The organism is Dyadobacter luticola (assembly GCF_005860805.1).
Taxonomy (GTDB): Bacteria; Bacteroidota; Bacteroidia; order Cytophagales; family Spirosomataceae; genus Dyadobacter; species Dyadobacter luticola.
Window position 1 is genome coordinate 1,209,117 of sequence record NZ_VCEJ01000004.1, and the last position, 21,949, is coordinate 1,231,065.

Below are 21,949 nucleotides of genomic sequence, written 5' to 3' on the forward strand. Positions count from 1 at the left end.
GAAGCTGCCGGCCGGAGCTAAATGCTTAAAAGCCGCTCATAACCTGTCAATCAGCATCCCGCCATCCACACCGATTACCTGGCCTGTCGAATAAGGAAAGTCGCCCCGGGTAAGGGATGCAACCGCTTTTCCGACGTCTTCCGGCGTACCCCAGCGAGGCTGCAATGCAATGCCGCTTTGAAAAAGGTTATCGTATTTCTCCGTAACCTTAGAAGTCATATCCGTTGCGACAATACCCGGCCTGATTTCAAAAACAGGAATGTTATACTCTGCCATTCTCACGGCAAAAAGCAAATTCGTCATCGCCAGTCCGGCTTTTGAAATGCAATATTCACCCCGATTGATAGAAGCGACGGTTGCCGAAATAGATGTTACAAAGATGATGGTAGACTCAAAAGCATGGTTATTCTGCTTCGTATGGGCCATTCTTTTTGCAATCGCCTGGGTGAAGAAAAACGGTCCCTGCAAATTGGTGGTCATCACTTCGTCGTAATTCTCAATGGTTGTTTCCAGAATGTCGAGCCTTACGCGGGGCGCTATGCCGGCATTATTCACCAGCACATTGATTTCGCCCAAAACCGCATACGCTTTTTCAATGATCGCGTCCCGGTCGGCCGCCGAAGCAATACTTCCCTGACAATAAACCACTTCTGCGCCGAGGCCACGAAGTTCTTCCAATGCTTCGGTCACATGCTCTTCATCGCGCACACCATTGATAGCGAGGTTAAAACCTTCTTTGGCCAATGCTTTTGCGATACCAAAACCGATACCGCGGCTTCCTCCGGTGATCAGGGCTGTTTTTTTCATAGTTCGTCGATATCAACCCAGGCCCGTTTTGCCCAGCTTTCCAAGCCTTTTTCTGCCAGCTGCACACCTCTTGCACCTGCTTTCAGGTCCCAGGGGAATGGCGTGTCTTTTACAATATGTTTTAAAAACAGCTCCCACTGCGCTTTGAAAGCATTATCAAAAAGCTCCTGCTCAGGCACTTTTGCCCAGCCGTCAAAAAACGGGATCGGCTGCGGAATATCCGGGTTCCAGACTGGCTTAGGTGTATTTCCATAGTGTTGAATGTGGCAGTCGCGAAGACCGGCCACAGCAGATCCATGCGTACCGTCGACTTGCAAGGTCAGAAGGTCGTCGCGGCGCACGCGCACTGTCCATGAAGAATTGAATTGCGCGATCACATCGCCTTCCAGTTCAAATGTTGCGTAACAAGCGTCGTCAGCAGTGGCTTTATATGCTTGTCCATTTTCATCAATACGCTCCGGAATGTGCGTTGCACCGAGGCAGGAAACGGATTTTACCTTACCAAAAAGATTATCCAGCACATAGCGCCAGTGGCAAAGCATATCCACGATAATGCCGCCGTCGTCTTCCTTGCGGTAGTTCCACGAAGGACGCTGCGCCGGAATGCTGTGCCCTTCAAAAACCCAGTAGCCAAACTCGCCACGCACAGAAAGGATTTTACCAAAAAACCCGTTTTCCATCAAACGCTTCAATTTCAGCATCCCCGGAAGCCAGAGCTTATCCTGTACGACGCCATTTTTAAGTCCGGCAGCCGTTGCCAGTTCATATAGTTCCAATGCTTCTTCCGTAGTAGTACCAGTCGGTTTTTCACAATAAATGTGTTTTCCAGCCAGAATAGCCTTCTTCACCGCAGCCGCTCGGCGACCAGTAACCTGCGCATCAAAGTAAATCTGGTAATTCGGATCAGATAGCACCGAATCCAGGTCCGTCGTATATTTCTGCACACCCGACTGCTTGCAAAGTGCCTGTAGCTTGGCTTCGTTGCGACCAACCAGGATCGGATCGGGCATAATCACTTCGTCGGCAGAGATTTTCACGCCGCCCTGCTCAATAATCGCCTTGATCGAGCGCAATAAATGTTGGTTGGTACCCATGCGGCCGGTTACGCCGTTCATGATAATGCCAATGTTATGTGTTGTCATTTTAGCTTTTAGCGGTTAGCAATTAGTTTTTATTTAAAGCAGTTGGCGCGAAGCTCAGCTTCGTGCCGATTATTCCAAGGCCTCCGGCCGACATTTCTAAACAGTTCGTAAAAACGCCTCAGTAATCTCACTCAAAAACAAATGCTGGTCTTTAGCCCAATGAATGTTAGAAAAAATCTCCACCTCACAAAAACCATCAAAACCAGTTTCCTCAACCCAGCTTCTGATCTTTTTCAAATCAATACACCCTTCCCCCATCAACCCTCTGTCATTCAAAAGATCAATCGTATTCACCTTCCAGTCGCAAACGTGGTAAGCCAGCAGATTTCCCTGCGCGCCGCATCTGGCGATTTCTTTTTCCAGGTCCGCATCCCACCACAAATGGTACACATCCACCGCCACGCCTACAAATTTGGAATTGAAATACTCCGCCATATCATTCGCCTGGGCCAATGTGTTGATCGCAGAGCGGTCGGCGGCGTACATCGGGTGCAGCGGCTCGATGGCCAGTTTTACATTTAGTTTTTCGGCCAGCGGAAGGATTGCATTAATACCTTCTTTGATTTGCTCCCGTGACTTTTCCATTGATTGATCCGGCGAAGCGCCGCAAACCAGCACGATCATCGGTGCACCGAGAGCCGCGGCTTCTTCCAGTAATTTTTTGTTGTGATCAATCGCCTGCGCACGCCCTGCGCTGCTCGTATGGGGGAAAAAGCCGCCGCGTACGTAAGAAACAATTTCAAGTCCGGCAGCGCGGATCAGCTCTCCGGCACGATGAGGACCGATCCGTTCTGTGGCATTCTGCCAGACACTTATACCTTTGACCCCAGCCGCCGCATAGTTTTCCACTGCCTCCGGGAGCTCCCAGGGCTTCGTCGTAATGGTATGAATGCAGCAGCGGTCTAATGTGATGTCGTTCATATTATTTAATACAACCCAAATAAGAATAATAAGGCAACCCTTTATTGATCCTGTGCAGGTACAATGCTACTTCACGCGCATGATAGTCGCCCCACATACTCGACTCGCCGCAAGGGATTTTCTGACCAGCCGGCACATTGTCCCAACCGTTTGGACGGTGGTAAATCGAGTGTAAAATCAATCCCTGGTGCGTAGGGTCGGTGGATAAATATGGCTCAGCAAAAAGTGAATCGACGGCCGTCAAGCCTGCCTGCCAGTATTGGTTTCCTTGCTCGGTTTGACCTTTATCATTTAAATATTTACCCAAACGCAACAATCCCTGCGCACCGATCGCGGCGGCGGAACTGTCTATCGGCTCAAATTCATTGTAAGGATCGGACGTGCGGGACTGATAATCGCCCAATTTATGGAGCTCCGGCGCGCCGGTATCCCAGTAAGGTATGCCGTCGGAAGCAGTATGTTTAATGTAAAAATCGCAGGTAGCTTTGGCAGCTTTCAAATAAATTTCTTCAACAGCGCTGCGTCCGCCCAGTGCTGCCAGTTCTTCATCCGAAAAGCTCGGCAATGTTTCCAGTTGCTCTGCGAAACCAACCATCGCCCAGGCCAGACCGCGCGTCCAGGTAGTAAATCCTGAAAAACCCTGCTGCGAATTCGGGCAGCGGTAATTTCCATCATTGGTATTAAAAACACTTTCGTGCGCTGTGCGTCCCCAGATATCGTAGCTGTCGCGCCCTTCGCCGTAGTAAACCGAATATTTGGCCGTAGCCAGCGAATGTAATGTGCCTCTTTCCAGTAGACTGGTTTTCACATCATTCTCGCCCATCAAACCATGCCCCATCAAATGTGAAACCATCAGCGCACGCACCGAGCGGATAGTATCGACAAAAAGTGAGTGCGGACCATTAAATGAATGTATAAATCCTTCGCCGTTTTTAGCATTTGTCCAGCGTTTCGCCTGCACTGCCCCGGAAATTTTTAGCGCGATTTCATAAAAATTCCGCTCCCATTCATTTTCCGGAATACGGCCTTCATTCATCAATCTGAGCAGATTTCCATAGGTACTCACATTGTTGAAACCGTGGTCATGCACACCGAAATGTCCCACGTGAGAAGCCATATTTTTGACCGTATTCTTTTTCGCACTTTCCAAAAATGCCGAATCACCGGTCGCATCGAATTGCAAAACTTCGGCGCCGTATTGAAATCCCTGCGTCCACTCTGTCCAGCCGCGCAACGTATATTTTCCGTTGATGGTGAATACCGGCGTGCCTTTCGAATTGTCGTACTCTTTGTTGATCAGTGCAATTTTTTCGGCGGAAAGCGCCCACAGCTTGTCAATTTTGGGTTGAAGCGAAGCGGCGGTCAAGTCGTTGCGGATCTGCATAGTGGATATCGATAGTATTATTTAGCCATTTTAATTTTGGATAATACAAAGATATTCGGCGTGCTATGCCTCGTCAAGGTACATTTTGGTTATTAAATGGCACTTTTCCGAACCTGGTCGCGGTATTCGTTAGGAGTTAGTCCTGTTTTTTTCTTGAAAATGCGGCCAAAGTAGGAGGGGTCGTCCAGCTGAATGTGGTAAGCGATTTCCTTGCTGCTCAAATTTGTGAAGACCAAAAGCCTTTTTGCTTCAAGTAATAATTTGTCGAGAATGTATTCCTGCGAAGATTTGCCCAGGTATTTCCTGATAATTTTACTCAGATAATCCGGCGAAACCGACAGCTCCTGCGCATACTGCTGCACTTCGTGCTTTGTCCTGAAATTTTTCTCCACCATTTCCTGAAACCTGCCCACCAGCTCCGGCACAGAAAGCGGCGCAGAATCTTCAATCTGATGATTTTTCTGACTCAAAAAAGCGCATTTCTGCAAGAGTAACCCCAGATATTTCCCGGCCAGCGACTGATCGATTTCCGGATTCAAATGGTCTTCCACCATATTTTCCAGAATGTTGTGAAAATAATGTTTCTCGTGCTCGGAAAGCGTGATAATGGGCTGCCGCCGAGCGGGTTGAAAAAAAGAAAGCTGCGAGAGCGGCTGGTTTACCGGATTGTAAAATGTGTAAAAATCCTCTGAAAAAGCGACGATATAACCTTGGAAGGAAGTTGAAAAAGTGAGCAAATGTACCTGGCCGGGCGTCAGGAAATGAAGCCCCGCACCCTGAATGTTATAGGAATGAAAATCGATTTCGTGAAAACCCTGTCCCTCTTCCACAAAAAGGATTTCGTAGTAAGTGTGCCGGTGCGGCGTATCAGTAGGAAGTGGCGTAATCGGCAGAGAAACAGGCAATTCGTTTTCAACCCCGATGCTGTTTTTAAAGCGGAAAATTTTCAGCGCCGGAACCTTGCTGGGCGATTTCGGGAGGGAATGTATCGGAATTGAATCGGGTACTGAATTCATAAACTGTTTAAATTGTTGCTCAATTTACATTACTTCCATTTCCAGTTAGACAACCACCGTGAATCAGGAAACCAAAAGCGGTCAGATTTTCGATCTACCCACACTCAGACGTTTATATGCGTTCGTTCGACCCTACCAGAGCCAGTTTTATCTGCTGATCGGGATCATACTTTTGAATGCCCTGCTGGCTCCGCTCACGCCGCTTTTGATCAAATATACCATCGATACGCCCATCGCAAATGGTGATTATAAACAGCTGACCATGATGTTGATTGTGATGATCGTCGTGACGGTTTTGCAAGGTTTGGCGCAGTTCTGGAATACGTATATGTCGGGCTGGCTGGGGCAGTTTATTATCCGCGATATCCGGGTGCAGCTGTATCAGAAGATCATCGGTTTAAGGCTGAAATTTTTTGATAATACGCCCATCGGACGTCTGGTAACCCGCACGATTTCGGATGTAGAAACCCTTTCCAATGTATTCAGCGACGGTATGGCGGCGATTGCCGGCGACATTTTGCAGCTGGTACTGATCATCGCAGTCATGTTTTATACTGACTGGAAACTGTCAATTATCAGCCTGTCGATGATCCCCCTGATGCTGATTTGTACTTATATTTTTAAAGAAAAAATTAAGGATTCTTTTAATGAAGTACGAGCGGCGGTTTCTAACCTGAACTCGTTTGTGCAGGAACATTTGACGGGGATGGGCATTGTGCAGATTTTTAGCAGCGAAGACATTGAGTATAAAAAGTTTAGGGAAATCAACAAGGTGCACCGAAACGCCAACATTCGGTCGATCCTTTATTACTCCATTTATTATCCGGTGGCGGATGTGATTGCGGCGGCAGGAACCGGGCTTGTGGTTTGGTATGGGTCAAAACAAATTTTGAATGCGGACATTACATTTGGTACAGTAACCGCATTTGTGATGTTTATCAACTTGTTTTTCAGACCGATACGCCAGCTCGCCGACCGTTTTAATACATTACAAATGGGTATCGTCAGCACCGACAGGATCTTGAAATTGCTCGATAGCGACGAGTTTACTTCCAACGAAGGCACATTTGCGCCGGCGACGATTAAAGGTAATGTGGAATTCAAGCAGGTGTGGTTTGCTTATAATGATGAAGAATATGTTCTGAGAGACATCAATTTCACCGTAAAAGAGGGAGAAACGATAGCTTTTGTTGGCGCAACTGGCGCGGGGAAATCGTCCATTATTAACTTGCTGACGCGGTTTTACGATATTAATAAAGGCAACATCTACGTCGATGGCGTGGAAGTGCACGATTTTGAGCTAAATGCGCTGCGGAAACACATCGGCGTGGTTTTGCAGGACGTTTTCTTATTTTCCGACACCATTGAAAACAACATTAGACTGGGCGATACGTCGATCACCCATGAAAAAATCATTGAAGCTGCGAAGTTGGTGGGCGTCCATGATTTCATCGAAAGGTTGCCGGGCGGATATAGCTATAATGTGATGGAGCGCGGAGCGACATTATCGGTCGGCCAGCGACAGCTGATTTCCTTTGTCCGAGCGATGGTGCACGAGCCGAAAATCATCGTCCTGGACGAAGCTACTTCATCCGTCGACAGCGAAACCGAAGAGCTGATCCAGCACGCCATCGAAACATTAATGCAAGGCAGGACTGCAATTGTGATCGCGCACCGGCTGTCGACAATTCAGGAAGCAGATAAAATTATTGTTGTAGACAAAGGACAGATTGTAGAAGAAGGTAACCACGAGCAACTGCTTGAAAAAGAAGGTTTCTACGCCAATTTGTACCGGATGCAGTACAAGGAAGTTTTGAAGATCGGGGCCTAAAAATTTGCCTGTCACATTAAAAAGGCTTTGCAAGATTTCTCTGCAAAGCCTTTTTGATTAATTCCGTTTTCCGGTGTCCAGCGGGATCGGCGGTGGTCCGATTAGGAAGTCATCTTCCTCATTTCTTTTGGCTGGCGTGCTGTCGGAGCCAATTCCAAGCGAATCGCTTTCGCTCGGCGCGTACAAAGTCGGACAATTATAGTCTTTTGAAATTTTAAAGCTGGGTTTGGGAAACGGCCCAGGTTCCAGCAGCTTGTCTTTATATACTTTTTCCAGAAAGCTTCCTACAATCGGCAGTGCGGTTTTGGCACCCTCGCCGAGGTTTGTCGTTCGAAAGTGGATACTCCGGTCGTCGCCGCCTACCCAGGCGCCTACCACCAGGTCGCGGGTGATACACATGAACCAGCCGTCGGAGTTATTAGAGGTAGTACCCGTTTTTCCACCCAGCTGGTTTCCGCGATCGGTAGCAACATTAAACCGCCACCGGATACTGCCCGAAGTTCCTCCCGGCTCTTCCACCCCTGCTTTCAACATTTGTACCATCAAGAAGGCGGATTCCGGACGAATAGCTTCATGGTGTTCCGGCTGAAATTCCTCGATGACCTTTCCGTTAAAATCCTCGATTTTGGTCACCAAAATCGGCTGGGTGTAAGTACCATTATTCACAAACACACTATAAGCCGCTACCATATCATAAAGCGACACGTCAAATGGCCCGAGACCAATAGAAGGTACACCTTTCAGCGGCGTGGTGATTCCCATTTTCTTGGCATATCTGGCCACATTATCAGCACCAACCTGGTCGGTCAGTTGCGCGGTAACAGAGTTGATGGATTGCGCCAGGGCCCTGCGTAATGTCATATTGGCATAAGAAAAAACGCCGGTCGCATTCCGCGGTCTCCAGATTTTTTCCTCGCCATCTTCCTCGTATATTTTTTCGAAAGGCTTGTCCACAATCTGATCGCATGGATTCATGTTATAAGTCGAATCATCGATCGCCGTGGTATATACGAAGGATTTGAATGTCGATCCTGGCTGCCTCTTACCCTGTTTTACGGCATCGTATTTGAAATAATTATAGTCCAAACCACCAACCCAGGCCTTAATTTGCCCCGTTTGCGGGTTCATTGCCATCATTCCAGCGCGCAAAATCCTTTTATAATAATCCAGCGAATCCATAGAGCTCCAATACTTTTTCATCTCCCCGCTGTTTTTCCAGTCGTAGACTGTCATCGTATCTTTTTTATTCAGATAGTAATTGACGCTGTCGGGATTGTTCGGGAATTTCGCGGCAAGGGAGCGGTACTTGCTGGTCCGCTTCACCACGGTGGGCAGGAAGTCGGTGATTTCCTTGCCTTGCTCGTCAACCCAGGGATTCTGGTTGCGCCAGTGATCTTCAAAAACCCGCTGCAACTGTTTCATTTTCTGGGTCATCGCTTCTTCGGCATCTTCCTGCATCTGAGAATCGATGGTGGTGTATATTTTCAAACCATCGGTATACAGGTCATACCCATTTTCATCACCCCATTTTTTGACAAAATCAACCACCGCATTTTTGAAGTAGTTGGCATTGCCATCGTAGGGTGTTTCAAATTTGGTTTTGAGCTCAATCGGCAGCGCGCTGATCGAGTCGGCCTGCTTGGCTGTCAGGTAACCATATTTTTGCATCTGGCCAATCACCACATTACGTCTTTCCAGCGAGCGTTTCATATTCCGCACCGGATTGTAAGTCGTCGTCGCTTTTTGCAGACCCACCAGCACCGCAGATTCCTGAACATTCAGACTGTCAGGCGATTTGCTGAAATATGATTGCGCGGCAGTATTGATCCCGTACGTATTATTTCCATAATCGACGGTATTGAAATACATGGTCAGGATTTCTTCTTTGGTAAAATTCCTTTCCAGTTTAATCGCCGTCAGCCACTCTTTTGTTTTATAAATCAATGTCCCAAAACCCGGAACATAGCCCAAAACACCACGGGCTCCCGAGCGGCGGGTTTTGAAAAGCTTCTTTGCCAGCTGCTGGGTGATGGTACTACCACCCCCACGGTCTGTGGCGCCGGTAACAATTCCGATCGCCACGCTGGCCATCGCCTTGTAGTCAATTCCCGAATGTTTATAAAAACGAACATCCTCCGTCGCAATCAATGCTTTTACAAGGTTAGGGGAAATCATTTTGGCAGTAACCGGCGTACGGTTTTCGGTGTAAAACTTACCGATCATGACGCCATCAGCCGTGTAGATTTCGGAAGACTGGGCGACTTTCGGATTTTGCAGGTCTTCTACGCTCGGCATACTTCCCATGAGCCACAGGAAGTTGGTTTCGACACAAAAAATATAGATAGCGATCGTAAGAAAACCGTACAATGCAGTCTTCCATAAAATCATAACCGGACGATAGAACCTGGAATTGACATCCACGGTATCTGCCCACCATTCGCGGATCGACCTCTTTTTTGTTCTGTAAGAGTGGAACATCGCATCGGCTTTTTTCCGGCCTGTAAAAAGCGATGTCAGTTTGTAAAGTGTGCGGTTGGTGAATGTTGAAAGCTGAGTTCCAATCAGTTGGAATATGGCTTTGATTTTAGTAAAGAATGATCGGATAACTTCCATCAAACGTTATGGTTCGTAAGGTTTCAAAGATAAGAAAAGCCGGACATTTCTCGTGAAATCCGGCTTTTACTATGTATTACTCAGCTTTTTCAAATTTTAAGGCGGCCCCGTTCATACAGTACCGCAGGCCGGTAGGTTTCGGCCCGTCATTGAAAACGTGCCCCAAATGTCCGCCGCAAGTCCGGCAAACTACCTCGGTACGTGTCATCCCGTGACTTCTGTCCGTGATTTCCTCTACATTGCCCGACGCGATCGGAGAGAAAAAGCTGGGCCAGCCGGAGCCCGACTCGTACTTTGTATCGGAGCTGAAAAGCGGGGTACCGCAGGCAGCGCAGACGTATGTTCCTTCTTCCTTGTTGTCATTGTAAGGGTGGGAAAACGGCCGCTCAGTGCCTTTTTCAAACAATACAAAACATTGTTGTCCTGTCAGTTCCTTCTGCCACTCTTCTTTGGTTTTTTGTATCTCTCTCATTATTTCTGGGTTTGAAATGGAGTATGGTGTGTTTAGAAAAATTATACCACACACATGGATAACGTCAGAGAAAAATTTATCGTTTGCTGAAAATCCTTCTAAGCCAGGAGTCTTCGGGAGGCCAGCATTTATTGGCCGATTCGGGCGGGCGACGGAAGATGCCGCCTGATATGCCAAAGTACAGATTAAAGGCTTTTGGGTTGCCAATGTTGAGCAGCCCCGTCAAATGATCTGTGCCAATCCAGAGCGGCCCGGCGCGTCCCACGAGTCCAATAGCCGGGGACCGGTAACGGTTCATCAGAGACACCGGCACCGAAAATTCATACCATTTATGCTCGTACCGCGGGGTCACCGATAAAAATGATTCTGCTTTCATTCCAAATGCGCCCTGAGGGATCAGGTTTTGCACCCACATACCGCTGACGTACACATTGGGTTTAACATGATAATCCACGCTCGCCTGAAATGCCGTGGGGAGTACGGATTTGTAATTGGGTGCCAGCGGTGCGCCACCGTCCAGCGACGTGTTGATGGCATTGAAAATACCTTCCGAGCCTTCCAGTTTTTGAAAATTGTCGTACCTGAATTCCTTGTTGGTAGTATGGGTTTCCTGCTGCAAAACGTAGGCGGGGTTTCTGAAATGCACGCGGCCTATGTCCGTCAGGGAAACTGCTACGCGATAGAGATACTTATTTTTTGAAGCGTCGCGCTTCCTTACCCCTTTTTCGGTATAAGTATACTTTTGAATGTCCGGGCGGTACTCATACACCGCTCCAAGGTCAAAACCCCATCCCTGACCCGGCGCAGCATTGCCGAGGAGCCAGGCCGGAGAAAGTTTAATGTTTTGAAAACCCTCGTCGCGGGTTATCCCATAGCGCACATTAATATCGTTGACATTGATGTACTGTCGCTTGTTTTCGTAAAATTCGTCCGGCTGAATGTCATAAGACGAATTGTCAATGATGGCGTGCGCATTATACAAGCCGATCAGCCTTTTCACTGTCACGCCTACTTTTAAGAAATCCGTTTCATTATCAAATACAGTCTCTCCCACGGTCAAGGCAATTTCTCCCAAACCATTTAAATGCAGCTGCCCCGACTGATTGTTGAAAATCGGGCCTTGTAATTCTTTTAATTGCGTGGTTTTGCTGAGCAACCTGGCGAGCGGTTCGGTGATTTCGGTAGCATTGAGAATGTACCTTGCCCGTGAAGAAATTCCTACCCCAATCTTGCCTTTAAACAAATTAAACATGATGGACGGAAGACGCGTATCGCCGCCGGCATTTAGGTATTTATGGTTACCATTCAGTTTCTCGCCCAGGTAAGTCCGCGGAAAAAGCAGCATTCCTCTTTCATTCCGGTACTTATCCGAAACAGTATTGGTAATCAGGCTTAAAAAGGAAAAAGGGGCTTCGTACTTGACGTGGTTATTGGCAGTATAAAACTGCGTACCAACCAGATTTACATATACACTATACCGGCTATCTGCCACGAACGCGGGGTTGTGGTACAAAGCATTGGTCCCGGCATAATTGCCCATCGCAACACCCGGCATATGCTGAGATAAACCCCTCAAAGGCAGTCCGAAAATCAGGAAAATCAGAACCAGTAAAACGCTTTTTGGCATAGTGGATGTGAAACGAATGATATAGGTAACTGTTATATCATGTTGCAAAGAAACGGCGAAGCGGGTGTAGTTGCAACCTATGACGGATCATTGAACATTAATTAATCAATTCTTTACGGCATGATTTTAGTATCTGACCGGTCAAATATTTTACTGGAATTGAGGTAAGGTTTCTCAGTCAAGTGTTTACGGTTAGCATTATACTGTTTCACCAAAGTATTTAGTGCTAAACCAAACAATATAATTCAGTTTCTGAAAAGGTCACAATGTGCATTTGTTTTGTAAATTAAAACATTGACCATATATTGTTTTGTAAACGATTGATATAGACTTATTCAAATTTTGTATAGTATGAATTTTTCATTTTCAGATTATCAGAGCGAAAATTTCTTTGACGAGATGTTCAGTCAGGACGGACAGATACGCCCGGGCTATGAGCATTTGAAAAGTAAATTTGAAAACCTCACACATGATGATCTTACCAACCGCCAGCTTGCCACGGAACGTGCATTGCTTTCCATGGGAATCACATTCAATGTGTACTCGGAGGGCGAGGGGACGGAAAGGATTATGCCGATCGATATCATTCCAAGAGTATTGTCCAGCGCGGAGTGGGAGTGGCTTGAAAAAGGGCTGAAACAGCGGATCAAAGCATTAAATATGTTCATTGACGACGTGTACAATGAACAGAATATCCTGAATGACGGTGTCGTGCCGCGCGAGCTGATCGAATCCAGTAAATGTTTTTTGAAACCTTGTCTGGGATTAAAACCACCAAAAGGAATCTGGTGCCACATTACCGGGACCGATTTAATCAAAGGTGACGATGGAACTTTTATGGTGCTGGAAGACAACCTGCGCTGTCCTTCCGGGGTTTCTTATATGTTGGAAAACAGGGAGTTATCTAAGCAGATTTTTCCTGATGTACTTGCCAGGACAGGTGTAAGGCCGGTTTCCGATTATCCGACGCGCCTCCTGCAAATGTTGCAGCATCTTGCGGATCGTCCCAACCCAACCGTAGCAGTCCTTACGCCCGGAATTTATAACTCAGCTTATTTCGAACATTCGTATCTCGCGCAGCAAATGGGCGTGGAGCTGGTGGATACCCGTGACCTGGTTGTTTCCGATGGTTATGTTAAAATGCGGACTACCAACGGTTTGCAGATCGTGGACGTCATCTATCGCCGCATCGACGATACTTTCATGGATCCGGACGCATTCAATCCCGATTCACTGATCGGTATTCCCGGCATTTTTGAAGTATATAAAAAAGGACGCGTAGCGCTGGCAAATGCGCCAGGTACCGGAGTGGCGGACGATAAAGTGGTGTATGCCTACGTGCCGAGGATCATTAAATATTATCTGAACGAGGAGGCGATCATTCCGAATGTAAAAACTTACATCTGCGGCGAGGAGGAGGATTTTAATTATGTGATAGAAAACATTTCGCAACTGGTTGTAAAAGAAGCGAATGAAGCGGGAGGATACGGAATGTTGATCGGCCCGAAAGCCACGGAAGAGGAGCACGAAATTTTCAGGGAAAAAATAAGGAACAATCCGCGGAACTACATTGCTCAGCCTACCATTTCATTATCGAGGGTGCCTTGTATGGTGGAGGGACACGCAGAGGGACGGCACGTGGATTTGCGGCCTTATATTTTGTATGGCGACGATATCAGCGTGATTCCGGGTGGCCTGACGCGGGTTGCCTTACGGAAAGGTTCTTTGGTTGTTAATTCATCGCAAGGCGGCGGCGGCAAGGATACCTGGGTTTTGTATTGATTTATCATTGGCAGTTACTGTCGGCTGTGGATGATGAATGTTTACAAAAAGGTAAATGTGCATTGCCAGGTCGTATATATTTAAACAGTACAGTAACTTAAAATGAGAAACAAATGCTACGTGAGGTAACCGGTTGGTATAGTCCGGCGCTGAATGAACACATGGATATTGCAGTTTATGGTCATTATGGGTTTGCACTTTTATTGATTCCCACAGCAGCTTCGGATTATCTTGAATATGAAAAAAATGGTTTAATTGAGAGTATCAGTCCTTATATCAATGCTGGAAAAGTAAAGGTTTATTGCATCAACAGTATCAATTCCGAAAGCTGGCTCAATCCGTATATGCACGGTTACGACAAGGCGATCCGCCACCAGCTTTTTAATGATTATGTGATCAAGGAGGTGATCCCTTTTATTAAGGATACCACGAGCCCGACGAATGAAATTATTACCGGCGGGGCGTCTTTCGGCGCCATGCATGCTGCCAATCTGTTTTTCAAACATCCCGATTACATAAACGGGGTGATCGCGATGAGTGGCTGCTACGATCTGAGTGTTTACACCGATGGCTACTACGACGATAATGTTTATTTCAATTCACCGGTGCATTATTTGCCGCAGTTGAAAGCAGAGTGGCACCTTTCGATGTACCGCGACAGCCGACACATTCATTTTATTACAGGCTCGGGGGCTTACGAAGTGCCGGAATATTCAAAGCATATTTCAGCAATCCTCAATTCCAAAAATGTTCCTCATGAGCTGGACATCTGGGGGCCGGATATGCCGCACGAGTGGTGGGTCTGGAAAAGAATGTTGCCTTATTATCTGGAAACACGGTTTTAGGTTTGGTAAAATTTGGGTACAAAAAAAGCGCTATCTTTTGGGACAGCGCTTTTTTAATGTTATTTCAAAATCAGGCACCTTCAAATTGGCGCAGGAACCTGACGTCGTTTTCTGTAAAAAGTCGAAGATCGTTAATTCCGTACCTCAGCATTGTAATCCGCTCGATACCCATCCCAAATGCAAATCCGGTATATTCCTCGCTGTCGATCCCACAGTTGGTCAGTACATTTGGGTCCACCATGCCTGAACCTGCAATTTCTACCCAGCCGGTGTATTTGCAAACATTGCAGCCTTTTCCTTTACATATAAAACACGACACGTCAATTTCGGCGCTGGGTTCTGTAAATGGGAAGTAGGAAGGGCGGAGACGAATCGTGGAGTCCTTCCCGAACATTTCCTTCGCGAAGTGATATAATGTGTCTTTGAGATCTTTAAAGCTTACATTTTTGTCCACATACAAACCTTCCACCTGGTGAAAAACGCAGTGAGCGCGGGCTGAAATCGCTTCATTTCTGAAAACGCGTCCCGGCATGATCGAGCGGATCGGCGGTTTTTGTCTTTCCATGAGGCGTACCTGCACATTGGAAGTATGCGTGCGGAGCAGCACATCATCTTTCACGTCGCCCTCACTTTTTGAAATAAAGAAAGTGTCTTGCATTTCGCGGGCAGGGTGGTTGTCAGCAAAATTCAGCGCACTGAAATTATACCAGTCCTTCTCGATTTCCGGGCCGTAAGAAACATTAAAGCCCATTCTTTCGAAAATTTCGATAATCCTTCTTCTAACAATTGTTAGCGGGTGAAGGCTTCCCTGTAGATTGGGCGTTACCGGCAGCGTGAGGTCGATCAGCATTTCCGGATTTGCATCAGCTGAATTTTCCAGCGCGGCAGAGAATTCCTGAAATTTGCTCTGCGCCAGGTTTTTCAGCGTGTTCAGCTCTTGTCCCACAGCCCGGCGGTCTTCGGGTGCAATGTTTTTAAGGTTGTCGAAAAGCTCCGTGACGACGCCTTTTTTACTGATATATTTTAATCTGAATGATTCCAGCTGCTCCTTACTGGTGACAACAGCATTATCGATTTCGGAAACCAATTCTTTTACCCGCTCGGTAATCATAACATGCATTTAATGTTGGTAAGGGTCCCGCATTCTGCCTGTAGAAAGAAGCGTTTACTGCGGCGACCAGGTGGCAAAGATAACCAAGAATAGGGTCATTTTTTGAGGACAACGTTGGTAGTGTAGCGGTATCGCGATTTTCTTTAAATAATCTACATTTTCGGCACTACGTAAAATTACGCATTTTACTAAGTGGCGTTACGCCATTTGATCAAAATGATGTTTTCTAAATATCTGAAAATGAGGGAATTGAGCGCACTAACGTACTTTTACGTATTTCGTTACAATTACGCTATATGCTATTTTTGATTCAAGAAAACGAAACATTTATTAGTCACGAAATAATATGAAAAATTTTACAAGCTTTACCCGCCCAAATGTTCCCGAAAGGTCTTACAACGACAACCGTTCTTCGATTTCTGTACAGTCCATGGGCCGGACAATTTTTTTGACTCCCGACGTCATCACTTTCCTCGAAGGTGAAGGAAACTATACATTTATTTATACAAATACCGGCAAGAAATACCTGGTATCGAAAACATTAAAATCACTTGCTGAGCAGCTGAATCCTAATTTCATCCGCGTGCACAAATCCTACCTGGTCAATGCCGACTACGTGGTAGCGCGCCTGGAAGACGACCGGATGCTGAAATTATCCTGCGGCAAAGAAGTGATGGTATCGCGCCGGAAAATCAAGGAAATCACTTGTTTCCTCGATCACTCCAACGTCCGCATCAGCGCGTAAAAGATTTTTTGGTGAATTAAATTAGTGGGTTATTCATAAAAACAGCAGCCATCGCTCGATCGAAGGCTGCTTGTTTTGTTTTTGGGGATTAATGATTGAATGATTGAATGACTGAATTTTTCCGGAAATGAGAATTATTCACTCATTCACTCATTCACTAACTCGCTCACTCACTCATTAAAACAACTTCAAACCCAGCGTAACCTGCCAGGAAGTAATTTTTTGCTTTACATTACCACCATTTGATCCGGTAGTTTGGAAAGACGCGAGGTTTGTGAATGATCCTTCTTTACGAACATCAAGACTAAAACTTCCTAAATCAAGTCCAGCGCCCAGCTGGTAGCCGAATGTTGCCTGCGACATGGCGTTGTTCAGGTCCGAAGTGTAATATTTAAATGCATCCCTTAATCCCTGATTATCTCCGATACGGAAAGAAGTAACTGGTCCGGCAAGAATCCTGATCGGGCCGCCTTTTAAACCAATTAACAGCGGGACGTCAATATTACTATATTTTACGTTGATCGTCTTTTTCACCGGTTGCTCCGTATCATTCTGGATAATATCAAATGAGCCGCCTTTTGTTGAAACCAATACCTCAGGCTGAATGAAAAGTGTCCGTCCAAATCGCATATAAATCCCGCCCACTGCGCCGGTCCTGGTGTTAAAGCTTTGTTTAAGGTTGTCGCGCACCTGCTTTCCGTCGTAGCCCAGGAAGGGATTCCCTGCATCATCATACCGCGTCGTAAAAACGTCTCCCATCGTGAGGCGCGACAAATTCACCCCGCCTTTGATACCAAACGCAAAACCTTTTTTCTGAGCCTGCGCCGATGTAAGTGCCAGAAAGCACAACATGCAGATACAGGCCACTTTTGTCAGGATGTTCATAGATAAATATGAATTTTTAAGTAAAACCGGATAATAACGCCTAAATGCAAAAAACTGTACCTTGCCCTTATTTTTTTTGATTTTGTGGGTGAAACGTACAAATTTCGGAATAAATAGCGGATTAAAACTGTTACCAACAGATACATACAAATTAGATTTTTCTACTTATGGCCAAAGCCAAGACTGCGTATTTCTGCCAGGAATGTGGGTACAATTCACCAAAATGGGTGGGTAGATGTCCGTCTTGCGGCGAGTGGAATACCTTCGTTCAGGAGGTGATTGAAAAGGAGGATAAGAAAACGACCGTGGCCTGGAAAGGCGTCAATCTGGCGAGCCGGCCGCGGGCGATTGCGGAGATTGAATACCAGAATGAAGCGCGTGTTAAAACTTTTGATGAAGAACTGAACCGGGTTCTGGGCGGTGGTATCGTGCCGGGTTCGCTGGTGCTGATTGGCGGTGAGCCGGGGATCGGCAAGTCAACATTAATGCTGCAAATCGCGCTGACATTATCTAATAAAAAAGTGCTGTACGTTTCCGGAGAAGAATCCGAGCAGCAGATTAAAATGCGGGCCGAGAGAATGTCAGCAAAAAGCGACAGCTGCTTTATCTTGACAGAAACACATACGCAAAACATTTTCAGGCAGATAGAAGAGTTTCAACCGGAAATTCTGATCGTCGATTCGATCCAGACCATGCAATCGACTTACATCGAGTCCGGTGCAGGAAGCGTGTCGCAGGTGCGGGAATGTACGGCTGAGTTTATGAAATATGCCAAAGAAATGGGCGTGCCGGTTTTCCTGATCGGGCACATTACCAAGGATGGCTCGCTCGCCGGACCAAAAGTTTTGGAGCACATGGTGGATACTGTGCTGCAATTTGAAGGCGACAGGCATAATACCTACCGGATTTTGAGAACGATCAAAAATCGTTTCGGCAGTACCTCTGAATTAGGGATTTATGAAATGCTAGGCTCTGGACTGCGCCAGGTCAGCAATCCGTCGGAAATATTGATTTCGCAGCGCGACGAACCTGTGAGTGGTATCGCCATCGGCTCGATGATGGAAGGAAACAGGCCGCTTTTGGTTGAAATACAATCATTGGTCAGTGTTGCTAATTATGGCACGCCGCAGCGCAGCAGCACTGGTTTTGATGCAAAAAGGCTGCAAATGTTGCTGGCAGTTTTAGAAAAGAGAGGTGGTTTCCGGTTAGGCGTGCAGGACGTTTTTCTGAATGTTGCCGGCGGGTTGAAAGTGGAAGATCCGGCCATCGATCTGGCTGTGGTAGCTTCGATTGTGTCGTCTTATGAAGATAAGTTTATCCTGCCATCGGTATGTTTCGCGGCGGAAGTAGGGTTGGGTGGGGAAGTACGGGCTGTAAACCGCATTGAAAGCCGCATTTCTGAGTCGGAAAAGTTGGGCTTCAAGAAAATTTATATTTCCAAATACAACAGTAAAGGTCTTGATTTAAAAAGATCGAAAATTGAAGTGATTCCGGTCGCGCACCTGGATCAGCTCTTTATGTCGCTGTTTTTGAGTGAATAAGATCAGAATATGGGATCTGATTTCTTTAAAACTACCTCATTTTAGAGTGTTTGACCAAATAGGCCATCAGAATCGGATCGAAGCCTTTTGCAATGTCGGCTTCAATGAAGTCGATTTTGTACTGACCGCATTTCAGCTTTAATTTTTGGTAAAAATCACTCACAAATTCCTTGTAAGTCTCTCTTACCTGATCGGGCTGTACCTTGATTCTTTCGTCCGTTTCAAGGTCTATGAACTCATAAGGCCGGTTTTCGAAAGCAAATTCTTCTTCCGTCCTACGGTCGGTGACGTGAAAAAGGAGTACTTCATGCAGGTTGTGGCGAAGATGTTGTAGTGCGGAAAAGAGCTTGTCGGCATCTTCCAGATTATCAAACATATCACTGAAAATTACTACCAGCGAGCGCTTATGGATTTTTTCAGCGATCTGGTGCAGGACTTCGGCGACAGAAGTTTTTGAAAGCGGTCTTTTCTTTTGAAGCTGATTTTCCAATTCCAGCATGATCTTGTGCACATGCGAAGGCGTGGATTTCACCGCAGTCTGGACTTCAATTTCTTCTGCGAATGTGCAGAGACTTACTGCATCTTTTTGCCGCTGCAACAAATAGGTGAGGCTGGCGGCCGCCATGACGCTGAATGTCATTTTCCCGAAATTGGACTCGGGATAGTACATGGACGAAGAAGTGTCCAGCAAAATATGGCAGCGCAAATTGGTTTCTTCCTCGTAGCGTTTTACGAAGAGGCGGTCGGTTTTTGCAAAAACCTTCCAATCGATATTTCTGGTGGATTCTCCGGTATTGTAAAGCTGGTGCTCCGCAAATTCGACTGAAAAGCCGTGGAAAGGGGACTTGTGTAAACCGGTGATAAAGCCTTCAACAAGCTGTTTGGCAAGAAATTCAAGATTCCCGAACTCCCTAACCTTTGCTAAATCAAGTTGTCGGTTACTCATTGTATGTCAAGAAGTTACTTGGTCCGCATCGAAATTACCTTGCCGGATTTCGGGTCAATTTCTTCATTGGGTTCAAGAAGTATCATTCCCTCCATACCTACCACCCTGATCGTCACATGGGCAACGCCTTTTGCAACAATACCCAGCAAACGGGCGGCTTCTTTACTCAAATCAACAATCCGGTCCTTGGAAAACGGGCCTCGGTCATTCACCCGTACGATCACTTTTTCGTCATTATCCAGATTCGTCACTTCCAGCATGGTATTCAGCGGATAGCTTTTGTGGGCAGCAAGCAACTCAGTGCTTTTATGAACTTCGCCGAAGGAAGTTTTTTTGCCATTAAACCGGGCCGCATAATAAGATGCACTGCCGGTTTCAGTTTTGCCCAACTTAATCTGCGCAAATGCAGAAGGTGCTGAGGCGAATGCTAACAAGATGAGAATCAGAATCCGACGATAAGTCATATCTCAGGATTTGGGTGAAACATCACAGGTTTTTGTAACCTGCTTACACGCTACTTGTTCATGGATTCGTAGGATTTTGAATACCCATGAATTTCAAAAGTAATAGAAAAAACTTAAAAACGAACAAAAATTGGTTTTTAGACCAAAGTGAAAAATAAAAATCAGGGCAGCAATGCTAACAAATCGCTAATATGTTATGGTTTTTTTGTTCGCAGCAATAAACTTTATATTTTAGCGTTTGAAAACCTATTTAAAATTAAACATAGTGGAAGACAGAGAGCAAATCTACTCCAAAAGGGTCAGGGCAGGAAAACGGACTTACTTCTTCGATGTTCGCTCTACGCGATCCAACGATTATTATCTTACCATCACAGAAAGTCGTCGCCACCCGCAAGGTGACGGGTTCACGTACGAAAAACACAAGATGTTTTTGTACAAGGAGGACTTCGATAAGTTCGTGGATGCATTGAAGGAAGCTGTGGATCACGTGAAAACAGAATTGATGCCGGAGGTTGACTTCTCTCAGTTCGAATCCAAGGTTGACGAAGTGGATGCAGTAGTAGGGGAGTCGGACCTTAAGTGGGACTAAAAAATCGGATGTTAAATAACAAAGCCTTCGCAATCTAATTCGAAGGCTTTTGGTTTTTGTAGTCGCTAAATGGTAATTTCGCAGAAATTATCATTATCTCTAATATATGAGTCTTCAATGTGGGATCGTCGGATTGCCAAACGTAGGTAAGTCCACTCTCTTTAATGCCATCTCTACCGGAAAAGCCGAAGCTGCCAACTATCCTTTTTGTACCATAGAGCCCAATGTCGGTGTAGTAACTGTGCCCGACGAGCGCCTCGAAATTTTGACCACGCTGGTTAAGCCGCAAAAAGTGATCCCTACCATCATTGAGTTTGTTGATATTGCCGGACTTGTGAAAGGCGCGAGCCAGGGAGCGGGTTTGGGCAATAAATTCCTGGCCAACATTCGCGAGGTGGATGCGATTGTGCATGTGGTGCGCTGTTTTCAGGACGACAACATTGTGCACGTCGAAGGAAAAGTGGATCCGGTTTTTGATAAAGAAATTATTGATGCGGAATTACAGCTGAAAGACCTGGAATCGATCGAAAAGAAAATCCAGAAAACGGAAAAAGGCGCCCGGGCCGGTGACGCAAAAGCGAAAGCCGAGCTGGAATGGCTGAAAAAATATAAGGCAACATTAGAGGCGGGTAAGAACGCAAGAAGTGTTGAAATCGACGAGGAGACCAAAGAGTCTGTGATTGGCGACCTGCAATTACTTACCGCGAAGCCTGTTTTATATGTTGCCAATGTGGATGAAGGTTCCATGTTGACTGGAAATGAATTTTCAGAAAAGCTGCGGGAGACAGTAGCGCAGGAAGGAGCAGAAGTGATTGTTCTTTGCGCGGCTATCGAATCTCAGATCTCTGAAATCGAGGATCCGGAAGAGCACGAAATGTTCCTGGGTGAATATGGGTTAAAGGAATCGGGTCTGAGTAAGCTGATCAAAGCCTCTTATTCTTTACTAAACCTGATCACTTATTTCACAGCAGGCGTGAAAGAAGTTCGTGCCTGGACGATCGTGAAAGGTTGGAAGGCGCCGCAGGCTGCGGGTGTCATTCACAGTGATTTTGAAAAAGGCTTTATTCGTGCAGAGGTGATTAAAATCGCTGATTACGAGCAATATAAAACGGAAGCGGCTGTGAAAGAAGTAGGGAAAATGGCTGTGGAAGGAAAAGAATATACCGTAGCGGACGGTGACATTATGCACTTCCGGTTTAATGTTTAAGGAATTTTTTATTGGTAAAAC

The 21,949-nt window shown here is 46.1% G+C and carries 19 protein-coding genes; 7 read left to right on the top strand and 12 right to left on the bottom strand.

The window, feature by feature from the left end; all coding sequences use genetic code 11:
* Positions 1–36 precede the first annotated feature (36 nt).
* The 5 genes from FEN17_RS15755 to FEN17_RS15775 all read right to left on the bottom strand — a co-directional run bounded on the left by FEN17_RS15755 (position 37) and on the right by FEN17_RS15775 (position 5,270).
* Positions 37–807 carry a 3-ketoacyl-ACP reductase gene (locus tag FEN17_RS15755; RefSeq protein ID WP_138366295.1) on the bottom strand — a complete coding sequence of 257 codons (771 nt, stop codon included), beginning with the start codon at positions 805–807 and terminating at the stop codon, positions 37–39.
* Positions 804–1,949 carry a Gfo/Idh/MocA family protein gene (locus FEN17_RS15760; protein WP_138366296.1) on the bottom strand — a complete coding sequence of 382 codons (1,146 nt, stop codon included), beginning with the start codon at positions 1,947–1,949 and terminating at the stop codon, positions 804–806. Before FEN17_RS15760 ends, FEN17_RS15755 begins: the two co-directional genes overlap by 4 nt.
* A gap of 96 nt (positions 1,950–2,045) precedes the next feature.
* Positions 2,046–2,870 carry a sugar phosphate isomerase/epimerase family protein gene (locus FEN17_RS15765; RefSeq protein ID WP_138366297.1) on the bottom strand — a complete coding sequence of 275 codons (825 nt, stop codon included), beginning with the start codon at positions 2,868–2,870 and terminating at the stop codon, positions 2,046–2,048.
* 1 nt (position 2,871) lies between these two features.
* Positions 2,872–4,254 carry a glycoside hydrolase family 88 protein gene (locus FEN17_RS15770; protein ID WP_138366298.1) on the bottom strand — a complete coding sequence of 461 codons (1,383 nt, stop codon included), beginning with the start codon at positions 4,252–4,254 and terminating at the stop codon, positions 2,872–2,874.
* 92 nt (positions 4,255–4,346) lie between these two features.
* Positions 4,347–5,270: a helix-turn-helix domain-containing protein gene (locus FEN17_RS15775; RefSeq protein ID WP_138366299.1), complete on the bottom strand. Its 924-nt coding sequence runs from the start codon at positions 5,268–5,270 to the stop codon at positions 4,347–4,349.
* A 58-nt stretch (positions 5,271–5,328) separates the two neighbouring features.
* Between FEN17_RS15775 and FEN17_RS15780 the strand changes: the two genes are divergently transcribed.
* Positions 5,329–7,101 (top strand): ABC transporter ATP-binding protein, encoded by a 1,773-nt coding sequence (locus tag FEN17_RS15780; RefSeq protein ID WP_138366300.1) that lies wholly within the window; start codon positions 5,329–5,331, stop codon positions 7,099–7,101.
* A 57-nt stretch (positions 7,102–7,158) separates the two neighbouring features.
* On the opposite strand, the gene FEN17_RS15785 is transcribed toward FEN17_RS15780, so the two are convergent.
* From FEN17_RS15785 to FEN17_RS15795, 3 genes are all read right to left on the bottom strand, one after another.
* Positions 7,159–9,714: a penicillin-binding protein 1A gene (locus FEN17_RS15785; protein ID WP_138366301.1), complete on the bottom strand. Its 2,556-nt coding sequence runs from the start codon at positions 9,712–9,714 to the stop codon at positions 7,159–7,161.
* Between the two features lie 76 nt (positions 9,715–9,790).
* Positions 9,791–10,186, bottom strand: coding sequence for a peptide-methionine (R)-S-oxide reductase MsrB (gene msrB, locus FEN17_RS15790; protein ID WP_138366302.1), 396 nt, complete (start codon positions 10,184–10,186; stop codon positions 9,791–9,793).
* A 76-nt stretch (positions 10,187–10,262) separates the two neighbouring features.
* Positions 10,263–11,813: a DUF5723 family protein gene (locus FEN17_RS15795; protein WP_138366303.1), complete on the bottom strand. Its 1,551-nt coding sequence runs from the start codon at positions 11,811–11,813 to the stop codon at positions 10,263–10,265.
* Positions 11,814–12,164: 351 nt separating this feature from the next.
* Here FEN17_RS15795 and FEN17_RS15800 point away from each other — a divergent pair, with 351 nt between their 5' ends.
* Together FEN17_RS15800 and FEN17_RS15805 are read left to right on the top strand one after the other, a co-directional pair.
* The gene (locus FEN17_RS15800) at positions 12,165–13,595 is read left to right on the top strand and encodes a circularly permuted type 2 ATP-grasp protein (RefSeq protein WP_138366304.1); all 1,431 of its coding nucleotides are present in this window, start codon (positions 12,165–12,167) and stop codon (positions 13,593–13,595) included.
* Positions 13,596–13,708: 113 nt separating this feature from the next.
* Positions 13,709–14,440: an esterase family protein gene (locus FEN17_RS15805; protein ID WP_138366305.1), complete on the top strand. Its 732-nt coding sequence runs from the start codon at positions 13,709–13,711 to the stop codon at positions 14,438–14,440.
* A 70-nt stretch (positions 14,441–14,510) separates the two neighbouring features.
* Here the strand turns inward: FEN17_RS15805 and pheS are convergent, their stop codons facing one another.
* Positions 14,511–15,551, bottom strand: a complete 1,041-nt coding sequence (gene pheS / locus FEN17_RS15810; protein ID WP_138366949.1) for a phenylalanine--tRNA ligase subunit alpha — start codon at positions 15,549–15,551, stop codon at positions 14,511–14,513.
* A 346-nt stretch (positions 15,552–15,897) separates the two neighbouring features.
* Between pheS and FEN17_RS15815 the strand changes: the two genes are divergently transcribed.
* Entirely contained in the window at positions 15,898–16,296 is a 399-nt protein-coding gene (locus FEN17_RS15815) for a LytR/AlgR family response regulator transcription factor (protein WP_229208835.1), read from the top strand.
* 177 nt (positions 16,297–16,473) lie between these two features.
* Here the strand turns inward: FEN17_RS15815 and FEN17_RS15820 are convergent, their stop codons facing one another.
* Entirely contained in the window at positions 16,474–17,181 is a 708-nt protein-coding gene (locus tag FEN17_RS15820; protein WP_138366306.1) for a porin family protein, read from the bottom strand.
* A 167-nt stretch (positions 17,182–17,348) separates the two neighbouring features.
* On the opposite strand from FEN17_RS15820, the gene radA reads away from it, so the two are divergent.
* Positions 17,349–18,722, top strand: a complete 1,374-nt coding sequence (radA, locus tag FEN17_RS15825; protein WP_138366307.1) for a DNA repair protein RadA — start codon at positions 17,349–17,351, stop codon at positions 18,720–18,722.
* 31 nt (positions 18,723–18,753) lie between these two features.
* Here radA and FEN17_RS15830 read toward each other — a convergent pair whose 3' ends face one another.
* Together FEN17_RS15830 and FEN17_RS15835 are read right to left on the bottom strand one after the other, a co-directional pair.
* Positions 18,754–19,668 carry a DUF58 domain-containing protein gene (locus FEN17_RS15830; protein ID WP_138366308.1) on the bottom strand — a complete coding sequence of 305 codons (915 nt, stop codon included), beginning with the start codon at positions 19,666–19,668 and terminating at the stop codon, positions 18,754–18,756.
* 14 nt (positions 19,669–19,682) lie between these two features.
* Positions 19,683–20,132, bottom strand: a complete 450-nt coding sequence (locus tag FEN17_RS15835) for a septal ring lytic transglycosylase RlpA family protein (protein WP_138366309.1) — start codon at positions 20,130–20,132, stop codon at positions 19,683–19,685.
* Between the two features lie 238 nt (positions 20,133–20,370).
* Here FEN17_RS15835 and FEN17_RS15840 point away from each other — a divergent pair, with 238 nt between their 5' ends.
* Together FEN17_RS15840 and ychF are read left to right on the top strand one after the other, a co-directional pair.
* Positions 20,371–20,721, top strand: coding sequence for a DUF3276 family protein (locus FEN17_RS15840; RefSeq protein WP_138366310.1), 351 nt, complete (start codon positions 20,371–20,373; stop codon positions 20,719–20,721).
* 106 nt (positions 20,722–20,827) lie between these two features.
* Positions 20,828–21,928, top strand: a complete 1,101-nt coding sequence (gene ychF / locus FEN17_RS15845; RefSeq protein ID WP_138366311.1) for a redox-regulated ATPase YchF — start codon at positions 20,828–20,830, stop codon at positions 21,926–21,928.
* Positions 21,929–21,949 lie beyond the last annotated feature (21 nt).